The sequence below is a fragment of the Delftia acidovorans SPH-1 genome (genome assembly GCF_000018665.1).
In the GTDB taxonomy this organism is placed as follows: domain Bacteria; phylum Pseudomonadota; class Gammaproteobacteria; order Burkholderiales; family Burkholderiaceae_C; genus Comamonas; species Comamonas acidovorans.
Genome location: NC_010002.1, coordinates 2899680 through 2912627, shown reverse-complemented (window position 1 = coordinate 2912627; position 12948 = coordinate 2899680). Strand labels below are relative to the sequence as shown.

The following is a 12948-nucleotide window of genomic DNA, read 5'->3' as shown; positions in this document are numbered from 1 at the left end:
ACATCCAAAACTGGAGCGGGAAAACGGGTTCGAACCGTCGACCTCAACCTTGGCAAGGTTGCGCTCTACCAACTGAGCTATTCCCGCTTGAATCATCAATTCTGGCAGCCAACCGCCACCAGAACCGAACACACCCGAAAGCATGTTCAAAATCTGGAGCGGGAAAACGGGTTCGAACCGTCGACCTCAACCTTGGCAAGGTTGCGCTCTACCAACTGAGCTATTCCCGCATTTCTACCGAAGCCTGACATTCTACAACGTCGTTTGCTGCGATGGGATGAATTGTAGCGTAGTTCTTGGAGGGTTCAGGAAAAACGCTACATTTTTTCATCTTCAGTGCTTGACGGCTGGCTCCACAGGCTTGGATTCCGCTGGCGGCGGCGCTGCGGCCTCCTCCTCGGACAAGGGCTCGGGCACACGCTCCAGCGCCACCTTGAGGACCTGGTCGATCCACTTGACGGGGATGATTTCCAGGCCGCTCTTGACGTTGTCGGGGATCTCCTGGAGGTCCTTGACGTTCTCTTCGGGGATCAGCACCGTCTTGATGCCGCCACGCAGGGCCGCCAGCAGCTTTTCCTTGAGGCCGCCGATGGCGGTGACCTCACCGCGCAGCGTGATCTCGCCAGTCATGGCGACATCGGCACGCACCGGGATACCGGTCAGCGCAGAGACGAAGGCCGTCGTCATGGCCGCACCCGCGCTGGGGCCGTCCTTGGGCGTGGCGCCATCGGGCACGTGCACGTGGATGTCCTTCTTCTCGAAGGCCTCGTCCTTGATACCGAGCATGCGCGAGCGGCTGCGCACCACGGTGCGGGCGGCTTCCACGGATTCCTTCATCACGTCGCCCAGCGAGCCGGTGCGCGAGATCACGCCCTTGCCGGGCATGATGGCGGCCTCGATGGTCAGCAGATCGCCGCCGACCTCGGTCCATGCCAGGCCCACGACCTGGCCGACCTGGTTGTTGTGCTCGGCACGGCCGTAGCTGTACTTGCGCACACCCAGGTAGTCGGTGAGGTTGTCGGCATTGACGACGACGGTGGGCTCCAGCTTCTTGAGCTGCAGTCCCTTGACCACCTTGCGGCAGATCTTGGAGAGCTCGCGTTCCAGCGAGCGCACGCCGGCTTCACGCGTGTAGTAGCGCACGATGTCGCGGATGGCGGACTCGTCGACCTGCATTTCGCCGTCCTTCACACCGTTGTTGGTGAGTTGCTTGGGCAGCAGGTAGCGGATGGCGATGTTGACCTTTTCGTCCTCGGTGTAACCCGACAGGCGGATCACTTCCATGCGGTCCAGCAGCGCGGGCGGGATGTTCATGGAGTTGGAGGTCGCCACGAACATCACGTCGCTGAGGTCGAAGTCCACCTCGACGTAGTGATCGCCGAAGGTGTGGTTCTGCTCGGGGTCCAGCACTTCCAGCAGGGCGCTCGACGGGTCGCCACGGAAGTCCATTCCGAGCTTGTCGATTTCGTCCAGCAGGAACAGCGGGTTGCGCGTGCCGACCTTGTCCAGGCTTTGCAGCACCTTGCCCGGCATGGCGCCGATGTAGGTGCGGCGGTGGCCGCGGATTTCCGCCTCGTCACGCATGCCGCCCAGCGCCATGCGCACGTACTTGCGGCCCGTGGCCTTGGCGATGGACTGGCCCAGCGAGGTCTTGCCCACGCCCGGAGGTCCGACCAGGCACAGGATGGGCGCCTTGACCTTGTCCACACGCTGCTGCACAGCAAGATATTCAAGGATGCGGTCCTTGACCTTTTCGAGGCCGAAGTGGTCGGCATTGAGCACGTCCTCGGCATTGGCCAGGTCGTGCTTGATCTTGGTCTTCTTGCTCCAGGGCAGGCCCGTGAGCACGTCGATGTAGTTGCGCACCACGGTGGCTTCGGCCGACATGGGCGACATGAGCTTGAGCTTCTTGAGCTCGGCCTCCGCCTTCTTTCGCGCCTCGGCGGGCATGCGGGCGAGCTTGATCTTCTTTTCGATCTCTTCGATGTCGGCGCCGTCTTCGCCCTCGCCCAGTTCCTTCTGGATGGCCTTGACCTGCTCGTTCAGGTAGAAGTCGCGCTGGTTCTTCTCCATCTGGCGCTTGACGCGGCCGCGGATGCGCTTGTCGACGTTGAGGATGTCGACTTCGCGGTCCAGTTGCTCGAAGAGGTTTTCCAGGCGCTCCTTGATGTCCACCAGGTCGAGCACGGCCTGCTTGTTCTCAAGCTTGAGCGGCAGGTGCGCGGCAATGGTGTCGGCCAGGCGGCCGGCATCGTCGATGCTGGCGATGGAGGTGAGGATCTCGGGCGGGATCTTCTTGTTGAGTTTGACGTACTGGTCGAACTGCTGCGTCACGGCGCGGCGCAGGGCCTCGATCTCGCTGGGCTTGTGCGTTTCAGCCTCGGGCGCCACAGGCACGACGGAGCCCACGAAGTGGGTCTCTTCATCCATGACCTGCTTGACCAGCGCGCGCTGCTGGCCTTCGACCAGCACCTTGACCGTGCCGTCGGGCAGCTTGAGCATCTGCAAGATGGTGGACACGCAGCCGACATCGAACATGTCAGCGGCCGTGGGCTCGTCCTTGGAGGCGGTCTTCTGGGCCACCAGCATGATGCGGCGGTCGCCCTCCATGGCCAGCTCCAGCGCCTTGATGCTCTTGGCGCGCCCCACGAACAGCGGGATCACCATGTGGGGGAACACGACCACATCGCGCAGCGGCAGCAGCGCCAGGTCTAGGGGGGTGGAAGGCAAAGGGGTATGTCCTGACATGGGAATCCTCGGTTTGTCAGCGGAAGATGGTCCGCACACCGGTGTATTTCAACCCTGCGGCCCGAAAGGATTTCGGGACGCAGGGACTTGCGCTGCCAGACCTTTGCAGGCGGCGGCGCATCAGGCCTTCTTGGCCGCTTCGCGGTAAACCAGCAGCGGCGCCTTTCCGTCTTCGATGGTGGACTCGTCCACCACTACCTTTTCGACATTGTCGGCATTGGGCAGCTCGTACATGGTGCCGATCAGCGATTGCTCCAGGATGGAGCGCAGGCCACGGGCACCCGTCTTGCGCGCCAGCGCCTTGCGGGCGATGGCCTTGAGCGCGGCAGGCCGGATCTCCAGCTCCACGCCTTCCATGGCCAGCAGCTTGCTGTACTGCTTGACCAGGGCGTTCTTGGGCTCGGTCAGGATCTGCACCAGGGCGTCTTCGCCCAGTTCGGCCAGGGCCGTGACCACGGGCATGCGGCCGACCAGCTCGGGGATGATGCCGAACTTGATCAGGTCCTCAGGCTCGATCTCCTGGAACACTTCCGAGATGGAGCGCTGCTTCTTGCTCTTGACCGTGGCGCCAAAGCCGATACCGGACGCCTCGGTGCGGTTCTCGATGACCTTCTCCAGGCCCGCGAACGCGCCGCCGCAGATGAACAGGATGTTGGTCGTGTCGATCTGCAGGAAGTCCTGGTTCGGATGCTTGCGGCCGCCTTGCGGGGGAACGCTGGCCATGGTGCCTTCGATGAGCTTGAGCAGTGCCTGCTGCACGCCCTCGCCAGACACGTCGCGCGTGATGCTGGGGTTGTCGGACTTGCGCGAGATCTTGTCGATCTCGTCGATGTAGACGATGCCGCGCTGTGCACGCTCGACGTCGTACTCGCAGCTTTGCAGCAGCTTCTGGATGATGTTCTCGACGTCCTCGCCCACGTAGCCGGCTTCGGTCAGCGTGGTGGCATCGGCCATGACGAAGGGCACGTTGAGCATGCGCGCCAGCGTCTGCGCCAGCAGCGTCTTGCCGGAGCCCGTGGGACCGATGAGCAGGATGTTGCTCTTGGCCAGCTCAATCTCGTCCTTGCCGGCCTTGTCCTTGTGACGCAGGCGCTTGTAGTGGTTGTAGACGGCAACGGCCAGCGTGCGCTTGGGCAGGTCCTGGCCGATCACGTAGTTGTCCAGGTTGGCCTTGATTTCGGCGGGCGTGGGCAGGTCGCCTCGGCCGTCCTTGGCCTCGGTGCTGGGCTGCTCGTCGCGAATGATCTCGTTGCAGAGATCGATGCACTCGTCGCAGATAAAGACTGACGGACCCGCGATCAGCTTCTTGACCTCATGCTGGCTCTTGCCGCAGAAGGTGCAATAAAGGTTTTTTTCGCTGGAGGAGCCTTTTTTCTCGGCCATGGGGTCGGTGCCTTGTTACAGAAATATGGAAAAGGATGATAACCAAATGGAAAGCGGCGTTTTCCGTAGGGGGAAAACGCCGCCCATTCTCATGCAGCCTCCGGACTTCAGGAGCGCTTGTTGATCACCTGATCGACCAGGCCGTAGTCCTTGGCTTCCTCGGCGGACAGGAAGTAGTCGCGCTCGGTGTCGTGCTGGATCTTTTCCAGCGGCTGGCCCGTGCGCTCGGCCAGGATCTTGTTCAGGCGCTCGCGGGTCTTGAGGATCTCGCGGGCGTGGATCTCGATCTCGGTGGCCTGGCCCTGCATGCCGCCCAGCGGCTGGTGGATCATGACCTGGGAGTTGGGCAGCGCAAAGCGCTTGCCCTTGGTGCCAGCGGCCAGCAGGAAGGCGCCCATGCTGGCTGCGATGCCGGTGCACAGCGTGGACACATCGGGCTTGATGAAGTTCATCGTGTCGAAGATGGCCAGGCCGGCGCTCACGGAGCCGCCAGGGCTGTTGATGTAGAACGAAATGTCCTTGTCGGGGTTTTCGCTTTCAAGGAACAGCAGCTGGGCCACGACGAGGTTGGCCGTCTGGTCATTGACAGGGCCCACCAGGAAGATCACCCGGTCCTTGAGCAGGCGCGAGTAGATGTCGTACGACCGCTCTCCGCGGCCGGACTGTTCGATGACCATTGGGATCATGCCCAAACCCTGAGTTTCCAATGCGCTCATGTTTTCTCCAGTACTAGGGGGCTACTTTAGCCGTATCCGGAAAGAAAATGGGGCTTGTGCGCCAAAGCACAAGCCCCGCAGATGCCAACCCGCCCGCCGATCTCACGAAGCGGCAGGCAGGCGGTGCTCAAACCCTCAGGCCTGGCCCATCAGTTCGTCGAAGGACACGGCCTTGTCGGAGACCTTGGCCTTGCCCAGCACGAACTCGGTCACGTTGTTTTCGATGACAACGGCTTCGACTTCAGCCAGGCGTTGGCGGTCGCCGAAGTACCAGCGTGCCACGTCTTCGGGCTTTTCGTAGCTGGCGGCCAGCTCTTCCACGTGGGCCTTGATCTGGTCGGGCGTGGCGTGCAGCTCGTTGGCGCGCACCAGCTCGGCCACCACCAGGCCCAGGCGCACGCGGCGCTCGGCTTGGGGCAGGAACACGTCTTCAGGGATCTCGGCCTTCTCGGCGTCCTTGATGCCGCGCTGCTGCAGCTCGGCGCGGGCGCCTTCCAGCAGACGTGCGACTTCAGCCTGCACCGAAGCCTTGGGCAGTTCCAGCTCGGCCTTGGACACCAGGGCATCCATCACGGCCTGCTTGTTGCGGCCCTGGACTCGGAACTTGACTTCACGCTCCAGGTTCTTCTTGATGTCGGCGCGCAGGCCTTCGACCGTGCCTTCAGCCACGCCCAGTGCCTTGGCAAAAGCCTCGTCCACTTCGGGCAGGTTGGCGGCTTCGATCTTCTTGACCGTCACCAGGAAATCAGCGGTCTTGCCGGCCACGTCCTTGCCGTGGTAGTCGGCGGGGAATGCCAGCGGGAAAGTCTTGGACTCGCCAGCCTTCATGCCGCGCACTGCGTCTTCGAATTCCTTGAGCATCTGGCCTTCGCCGACCAGGAACTGGAAGTCTTCAGCCTTGCCGCCGGAGAAGGTCTCGCCGTCGATCTTGCCTTCGAAGTCCACGGTCACGCGGTCGCCGTCCACGGCCACATCGGCCTGGGCGCGCTGTGCGAAGGTGCGGCGCTGCTTGCGCAGGATGTCCACGGTCTTGTCGATGGCGGCGTCGTCCACTTCGGCGGTCAGCTTCTCGACTTCGGCCGAGGTCAGGTCACCGATCTTGACTTCAGGCATCACTTCGAAGATGGCTTCGAACTGAGCTTCGCCCTCGGGAGCGCCTTCCTTTTCGGAGATGCGGGGCTGGCCAGCCACGCGCAGCTTGGCTTCGTTGACGGCCTGTGCAAAAGCCTCGCCAACCTTGTCGTTGAGCACTTCGTACTGCACCGAGTAGCCATAACGCTGGGCCACCACGCTCATCGGCACCTTGCCGGGACGGAAGCCGTCCATCTTCACGGTGCGCGCCACTTGCTTGAGGCGGTTCTCGACTTCGCTCTGGATGGAGTTCAGGGGCAGGCTCAGCGTGATCTTGCGCTCGAGCTTTTCAAGGGTTTCAACAGTAACGGCCATGTTTGTTCCTATGAGGGATTGGACCGTGCCGGCTGCTGTACAGCCCGCACCGTATTGCGCAAAAGTCACGGTGCGACGCGAGCCAAGCCAGTCGGCCGCGCGGCACCTCAGATTTCAAGGGCTTACATCACATGCACCTAGCCGCTGGGGACCGCACATGGTTCGCTCAACCCGTGATGTAAGCGAAGCCGGACATTATAAACGAGGCGGTTTTGCCTTCCAGACGCGCGCTGTTGCAGGGGAATCCCGCAATCCGCCTGGCCAATGCGCCTCCTCTACAGGAAGCGGGCTTGAGCAGTGTTCGCCGCAGTTGAGCGGCGTTGGTGCGTGGTGCGCGGGGGGCGGGTCGTTATCCATTCAAAAACAATCACTTGCCTTCACTGCGCGGGATCCGTGCGGGCCAGCAAAGAGCTTCGGAGGCCGCCCGGCACACGTCAGCCCAACATGCGCGCAGCCCGACCAAAGGCCCTGCCAGTCATCGCCAATCAGCAGATGAAAAAGGGTCACATCAAATTGAAACATCTGGTCATTCGACCTATACTGTATGTGCATACAGTAGAAAGAAGACGCGATGCAGCACCAGATTGAGACGGTCAGGGACGATGTGGAAAGCGCCAGCGAGCAAGTGGCCGCCATCTGCGAGCTGCTGGCTGCAGCCCGGGGCACGGCCGTGCACGCCTCGGCCATTACCGCATTGCTGCTGCCCGTGTCACGCAAGCTCAGCGCGGCGGCGGGTGACCTGTCCGACCATCTGCATCGCAGCCAGGTAGTTGGCAGCAAGCGCTGCTAGACCCTCTCACCCGCACCATGACAAGACCCCGCCCTGCGGGGTCTTGTCATTTCTGCATTCGGCATGGCCGCTGGCGTGCCCGCAGCGCGCACAGGCTGCAGCGATTGCCGGGCCTGCTCCCGTCGGCAAACATGGCATTCATACCCGGCCCGCGCGCCGGACCCGGCATACCGCCTGCTTGGTGCTACCGCGATCCGGTGGCCTGAGGCGTTCCCGGCATCCGCAGCCACACGCATGGCAGGTGCACCAGGAACAGGTCCGCGCGGGCCGGCCCACGAGGAGCTTCAGTGAGTCTTGCCATTCCCTTTCCCGCGCCGGATCAGGCGATACCGCCACCGGCCCGTGCCGCCGCTCCCGCCGACCCTGCACACAGGGAGCGCGCCTGATGCTGGCCATTGCCCGTGAATACGAAACGCTGGACGAGCTGTGCATGCGCCAGCTGGGCGCCACGCGCGGCGTGGTGGAAGCCACGCTGGAGCGCAACCCGGGCCTGCCGGCCCACGGCCCCCATCTGCCCGCCGGCCTGGCCGTCGAGCTGACCGAACCTGCCCAGGCGCCCAGCCTGCCCCTGATCAGTTTCTGGGATTGACATGGACCGAGAAACCATCGTCAGGACCGCTGCCCTGGAAGGCGCCAAGGCCGCGCCTCCCGTCACCGTCGTGGCCGCGAACGTGGCCAATGGCTGGACCATGACCCATACCGCCACCGCGCTGACCATCGTCTACGTGCTGCTGCAGGCCGCGTATCTGCTGTGGCGCTGGCGCAATGAGCGCGAGGACCGGCGCGCGCGCCAGGCCGAGGACGCTGCGCGCAGGAAGGCGTCTTCGACCGCCACAGACACCGGAGCGGCCCCATGAGCACGGCCCGCATGCCAGCGGCAGGACTGGGCATTGGCGCGGCCATTCTCGCGGCCTGGATTGCCGCAGAAGGCTTCAGCGCAGATCCGATCATCCCGGTTCGCGGCGATGTGCCCACCATCGGCCACGGCGCCACGCGCTACGAGGACGGCACACGCGTGACCCTGGCCGACCCGCCCATCACCCGCGAACGGGCGCGCGAGCTGGCCATCAACCTGCTGGAGCAGCAGTACGGCGCCTGCGTGCGCGATTCGCTGGGTGACACGCGAGTGCACCCGGCCGAGTTCGCCCAGGCGGTGGACTTCGCAGGCCAATACGGCTGCGGGGCCTGGCGCGGCTCCTCGATGCTGGCCAGGACACGGGCCGGCGACTACGCCGGCGCCTGCCAGTCCTACCTGTCCTGGCGATTCATGACCAGCACCCAGCCTTTGCAGGGCTTCAGCGCCTATCGATGGGATGGCGCAGGCCGGCCCGCGCGCTGGCGCTTTGACTGCTCGGCACCCGGCAACAAGGTATGCCGCGGCGTGTGGACACGCCAGCAGGCGCGCCACGCGGCCTGCATGGAGGCCCAGCCTTGATGGACCGCCTGCAAACCCATGCCTGGCAGCTGCTGGCCCTGCTGCTGGCGGCGCTGCTGGTCTGGCAGTCGCTGGCGCGGCTGGGTGCCGAGCGCGATGCGGCGCAGGCACGCACGGATCTGGCGACCGACCGCCAGGCCGCTGCCACCGCCGCGCTGCACGCATCCGAACGCTATCGACAACGGGAAGGAGCCTACCGTGAACGCCTCGACTTTCTTGCACGCGACACGGACCTGGCCCTGGCGCGCGCTGCGGCGGATGCCGATGCTGCCCGCGCTGCTGCTGGCCGGCTGCGCGGCGACCTCGCCGACTACATCACCGCCCACCGTGCCGCCGCCCAGGCTCGCGCCGCTGCCGGACAGTGCGCGCCAGACACCGCAGCCCTCGATCTGCTCGCCGAGCTGCAGCGCCGCGCTGACGAGCGAGCGGGAGCGCTGGCGCGCATTGCTGACGACGCCCGCCACCGAGGCAGCGCCTGCGAGCGCGCCTACGACGCCGGGCTCGCCCTGACCAGCGCCCTGACCAGCACCATGACCCAGGACCCACGCCATGCTCAAGCCCGCTAGCCTGCGCGACGCGCTCGTCGCTGCCCTGCCCCAGCTGCAACAGTCGCCGCGGAACATCCGTTTCACCATCCAGAGGGGCCGTGTGGTCAACACGGGCACGCCGTCCCTTTCCTGGGAATACCGCTACACGCTGAGCCTGGTGATTGCGGACTTCACCGGCAGCATCGATGCCGTGACCGTGCCGCTGCTGGTCTGGGCGCGGCGCCACCAGCCCGACCTGTTCGACCATGCCGAAAGGCGCGAGCAGGCGATCCGCTTCGACATTGCGCCTCCTTCCACGGACCCTGCAGCCGCCTCGCAGCCGCAGCAGCTCGCCATCGAGATCGACCTGGTGGAGGCCGTACTGGCGCGCCCGCGCGAGGGCAACCCCGGCGCCTTCGACCTGATCTACAAGCCCGAGCCGCCAGGCCAGCTCGACATTGCGCAGCGCCAGTTGTGGGAGCTGTTCCTGTTCGGCGAGAAGGTGGCCGAGTGGAACTACGACCCGCGCTGAGGCGTGGCCCTGCTCCATGCCGGGCTGCATGTCGGGCCGCATGTGGCAGCGTGCGCCACGCCCGGCACACGGCGACACGCAAGGGCCCGGCCGGCACCATGAACGCCATGGATTCGCCCGTTGCACAAACCGAGAGCCCGTACGAGATCATCCGCCGCCTGGAAGGGCTGATCCGCACGGGCACCATCGCCGCAGTCCGCCATGCGCGCCCTGCGCGCTGCCGCGTCAAGACCGGCAACCTGACCACCAACTGGATTCCCTGGCTGGCCATGCGCGCCGCGGGCGAGAACGCCAGCGTCTGGTGGCCACCGGCCGTGGGCGAGCAATGCCTGCTGCTGTCGCCCGGCGGCGACCTGCTGGGCGCCGTGGCGCTGACCGGCATCTACAGCAGCGCCGCAGCCCAGCCCAGCGACCGCGAAGGGGTGTGCCACACGCAGTGGAGCCCCACCGATTTCATGGAGCACGACAGCACCACGGGCCGTCTCAACATCAACGTGGCCCACGGCATCACGCTGCGCGTGGGCAACTCGGTGATCAGCATCGACGAGCAAGGCATCAGCCTGCAGGCCAGCGGCGGTTCGGCCACCGTCAATGCGCAGGGCCTGGCCGGCGCGCCCGATGTGACCACCGGCCCCATCAGCCTGCTGCGCCACCGACACGGCGGCGTCAGAGCAGGCGACGCCGTCACGCAGGGGCCGCTATGAACCGCCACACAGGCCGCCGCATCGAGGGCATGGAGCATCTGCGCCAGAGCGTGGCCGACATCCTGTCCACGCCCATCGGCTCGCGCGTGATGCGCCGCGACTATGGATCGCTGGTCCCGGCGCTGCTGGACCAGCCCGACAACAACGCCACCCAGGCACGCCTGCGCGCCGCCGTGGCCAGCGCGCTGATGCGCTGGGAGCCCCGCATCCGCCTGACACGCATCGTGATCGAGCGCGATCCGGCCACACCCGCGCGCGCCGACCTGACGCTGATCGGCACCTTCAACAACACGCGCCGCCCGGCACCGCTGAGCCTGCAGATGCCTATTGCCCGCACCCTTTCATGAAGCAAGACATGACCCCTGCACTGGATGCCCTGCCGCCGCCCGGCGTCGTCGAGACGCTGGATTTCGAGCGCATCCTCGACGCCCACCGCGCCGATCTGCTGGCGCGCCACCCCGAGGCCGCCGAGGTCCTGGCGCTGGAGAGCGAGCCGCTCAACAAGCTGCTGGAGGCGCACGCCTACCGCGAGCTGCTGTACCGGGCGCGCGTCAATGATGTGGCGCGTGCGCATTTGATTGCGTTCGCCCAGGGCTCGGACCTGGACCACAAGGGCGCCTTCTATGACGTGGCCCGACTGCCCGGGGAAAGCGACGAACGCTACCGCCAGCGCATCCTGCTGCGCGTGCGCGCGCTGGCCGGCAGCGGCACGGCCGAGCACTACGAGCACCTGGCCATGACGGCCAGCGCCAATGTGCACAGCGCCATTGCCACACAACCCCAGCCCGGCCGCGTGAGCGTGCAGCTGTGGCTGGTCGAGCCCGCACAGGCCGAAGAGACGCTGGCCATCGTGCTGTCGGCCCTCAATGCGCCAGGCGCACGGCCGCTGGGCGTGCCCGTGTCGGTATCGCTGGCGCGCCCGCACCCCATCGACATCACGGCACACCTGCTGCGCGAGCCCGGTGCGCCCGTGGACATCGTGGCGCGCCTGCAGGCCGGCCTGGCCGCCCAGATTGCAGCCTACGCGCTGCTGGGCCGCGATGTGCCGCGCTCGTGGATCACCACGCGCCTGCATGTGGACGGCATTGCCCGCGTCACCTACCCCGACGCCCAGGCCCCGGCCGAGCTCACGCCGCTGGCCGCCGACGAATACCCGGTGCTGGGCCGAGTGCAGCTGGTGGACGAGGGCCTGCAGGCATGAGCACCGCCGCCATCGTCCCGACGGCGCCCCGCCGCCACGTGCTGCCGCCCAACGCCACGGCGCTGGAGAAGGCCGTGGACCAGGTCGTCCCGAATTGGGACGGCCTGGCCGGCGCCTTTCCCGCGCCGGCCCAGGGCGAGCCTGCGGCCTTTCTGCCCTGGCTGGCGGCCGAATGGGGCATTGCCCAGTTCGACCGCTACTTCGACGACGTGCCCGCACTCATCGCCAACGGCCTGCCCTGGCTGCGCGAGCGCGGCACGGCCGCGTCCATGCAGCGTGCGCTGGGCTGGCTGGGCTATGACGGCGCGCAGCTCGACGAGGATGGTGCCTGGCTGCACCTGGACCTGGGCCGCATCATCGGCGACGCAGAGCTGGCCAGCGTGGCCCATGTGGTACGCGCCAGCCTGCCGGCGCACGTGCGCTTTTACCGCGTCTTCCACGGCCACGACCTGCGCCCGCTGCGGCTGGACCACGGCCCGGGCCTGGACGCCGGCATGCTGGACAACGACAGCGGCACCTGGATCGATGTGTCGCCGTATGGCGAACCCGTCAAGCTCAGCCAGGGCCTGCCCCGCCGCACCGGCACCGAGGCACCGCCTTCGGACGGCGTGCTCACGGCCCAGCTGTTCCGCGTCACCACCATCGCCACCTATGCCGACCGCATGCTGCTCGATGCCTGGACGCTGGACAGCGAGATCCTGATCGACGCCAGCCTGGGCATCACCGAAGTCAACGCCACCACCACGGGCGAGCCCGCCTACTACGCGCCGCTGCGGCCCATCCCAGCCCAGGCCATGGCCACCCACAGCGCCTGGACGGCGCCCGCTCCGCTGGCCCTGGCCAGCCTGCACCCCTGGGCCAGCACCGAGCGCCCGCACGACAACACCCGTACCTGGACCGGACGCTGGGACAGCACGCCCTGGCGCCGATCCTTCGAAACCCGCACCACCACCACCGAAGAACCCGAGGAACCCTGAACATGGCAGTTCTGCAGCAAGCGGGCCGCATCGCCCTCGCCAAGGCCGTCGCCGCCCAGACCATCCACATCGCCTGGGGCCGCGGCCTGCCCGCCTGGGACGCCGCGCCCGAGCCCGAACCCATCACCGCCAACGCCCTGGTCGACGAAATCGGCCGCCGCCTGGTCACCGAGGTGCGCTTTGCGCGGCCCGACGACAACGGCGAGATCGAGCTGCCCAGCGGCGCGCGCTACAGCGTCAGCGACACACCCACCACCTTCGTCTACCTGCGCGCGGCCTTCGGCTTCGACGACGCCAAGGGCGAGGACGTGCGCGAGATGGGCGTGTTCTTCGGCACCCAGGTCGCCACGGACGTGCCGCCCGGCCAGCGCTGGGTGCTGGCCAGCCAGCTGACCGGCAAGGGCGAGCTGTACACGCTGGAGCGTCGCCCCCGGATCCTGCGCAGCGGCAGCGTGCGCCAGGTCGAAGAAATCATCCTCCCCTTCTGAA

Annotated in this window: 15 protein-coding genes and 2 tRNA genes; 11 read left to right on the top strand and 6 right to left on the bottom strand. The window is 66.3% G+C overall.

Going from position 1 to position 12948, the window contains the following annotated elements:
- Positions 1 to 11 precede the first annotated feature (11 nt).
- The 6 genes from DACI_RS13265 to tig form a co-directional block, all read right to left on the bottom strand.
- Positions 12 to 87, bottom strand: a tRNA-Gly gene (locus DACI_RS13265).
- Between the two features lie 67 nt (positions 88 to 154).
- Positions 155 to 230: transfer RNA gene (locus DACI_RS13260), tRNA-Gly, on the bottom strand.
- Between the two features lie 103 nt (positions 231 to 333).
- Positions 334 to 2748 carry an endopeptidase La gene (lon, locus tag DACI_RS13255; RefSeq protein ID WP_012204531.1) on the bottom strand — a complete coding sequence of 805 codons (2415 nt, stop codon included), beginning with the start codon at positions 2746 to 2748 and terminating at the stop codon, positions 334 to 336.
- A gap of 120 nt (positions 2749 to 2868) precedes the next feature.
- Complete coding sequence (gene clpX, locus DACI_RS13250; RefSeq protein WP_012204530.1) at positions 2869 to 4131, bottom strand: ATP-dependent Clp protease ATP-binding subunit ClpX; 1263 nt, start codon at positions 4129 to 4131, stop codon at positions 2869 to 2871.
- A gap of 107 nt (positions 4132 to 4238) precedes the next feature.
- Positions 4239 to 4847, bottom strand: a complete 609-nt coding sequence (clpP, locus tag DACI_RS13245; RefSeq protein ID WP_012204529.1) for an ATP-dependent Clp endopeptidase proteolytic subunit ClpP — start codon at positions 4845 to 4847, stop codon at positions 4239 to 4241.
- A gap of 135 nt (positions 4848 to 4982) precedes the next feature.
- On the bottom strand, positions 4983 to 6293 hold the full coding sequence (gene tig / locus DACI_RS13240) for a trigger factor (RefSeq protein WP_012204528.1): 1311 nt from the start codon (positions 6291 to 6293) through the stop codon (positions 4983 to 4985).
- A gap of 571 nt (positions 6294 to 6864) precedes the next feature.
- Between tig and DACI_RS13235 the strand changes: the two genes are divergently transcribed.
- The 11 genes from DACI_RS13235 to DACI_RS13185 all read left to right on the top strand — a co-directional run bounded on the left by DACI_RS13235 (position 6865) and on the right by DACI_RS13185 (position 12947).
- On the top strand, positions 6865 to 7083 hold the full coding sequence (locus DACI_RS13235; RefSeq protein WP_012204526.1) for a hypothetical protein: 219 nt from the start codon (positions 6865 to 6867) through the stop codon (positions 7081 to 7083).
- Positions 7084 to 7468: 385 nt separating this feature from the next.
- On the top strand, positions 7469 to 7672 hold the full coding sequence (locus DACI_RS13230) for a tail protein X (RefSeq protein ID WP_012204525.1): 204 nt from the start codon (positions 7469 to 7471) through the stop codon (positions 7670 to 7672).
- Position 7673: 1 nt separating this feature from the next.
- Positions 7674 to 7940: a hypothetical protein gene (locus DACI_RS13225; RefSeq protein ID WP_012204524.1), complete on the top strand. Its 267-nt coding sequence runs from the start codon at positions 7674 to 7676 to the stop codon at positions 7938 to 7940.
- The gene (locus DACI_RS13220) at positions 7937 to 8518 is read left to right on the top strand and encodes a glycoside hydrolase family protein (RefSeq protein ID WP_012204523.1); all 582 of its coding nucleotides are present in this window, start codon (positions 7937 to 7939) and stop codon (positions 8516 to 8518) included. The genes DACI_RS13225 and DACI_RS13220 overlap by 4 nt, the downstream gene beginning before the upstream one ends.
- Positions 8518 to 9084, top strand: a complete 567-nt coding sequence (locus DACI_RS13215) for a DUF2514 family protein (protein ID WP_012204522.1) — start codon at positions 8518 to 8520, stop codon at positions 9082 to 9084. The genes DACI_RS13220 and DACI_RS13215 overlap by 1 nt, the downstream gene beginning before the upstream one ends.
- Positions 9068 to 9577, top strand: a complete 510-nt coding sequence (locus tag DACI_RS13210; RefSeq protein ID WP_012204521.1) for a phage tail protein — start codon at positions 9068 to 9070, stop codon at positions 9575 to 9577. The genes DACI_RS13215 and DACI_RS13210 overlap by 17 nt, the downstream gene beginning before the upstream one ends.
- A 98-nt stretch (positions 9578 to 9675) precedes the next feature.
- Complete coding sequence (locus tag DACI_RS13205; RefSeq protein ID WP_050771840.1) at positions 9676 to 10281, top strand: phage baseplate assembly protein V; 606 nt, start codon at positions 9676 to 9678, stop codon at positions 10279 to 10281.
- Positions 10278 to 10628 carry a GPW/gp25 family protein gene (locus DACI_RS13200; protein ID WP_012204519.1) on the top strand — a complete coding sequence of 117 codons (351 nt, stop codon included), beginning with the start codon at positions 10278 to 10280 and terminating at the stop codon, positions 10626 to 10628. Before DACI_RS13205 ends, DACI_RS13200 begins: the two co-directional genes overlap by 4 nt.
- Positions 10629 to 10636: 8 nt before the next feature.
- Positions 10637 to 11482: a baseplate assembly protein gene (locus DACI_RS13195; protein ID WP_225971083.1), complete on the top strand. Its 846-nt coding sequence runs from the start codon at positions 10637 to 10639 to the stop codon at positions 11480 to 11482.
- Positions 11479 to 12459, top strand: a complete 981-nt coding sequence (locus DACI_RS13190; RefSeq protein ID WP_012204517.1) for a phage tail protein — start codon at positions 11479 to 11481, stop codon at positions 12457 to 12459. The genes DACI_RS13195 and DACI_RS13190 overlap by 4 nt, the downstream gene beginning before the upstream one ends.
- 2 nt (positions 12460 to 12461) lie before the next feature.
- Entirely contained in the window at positions 12462 to 12947 is a 486-nt protein-coding gene (locus tag DACI_RS13185) for a hypothetical protein (RefSeq protein WP_012204516.1), read from the top strand.
- Position 12948 lies beyond the last annotated feature (1 nt).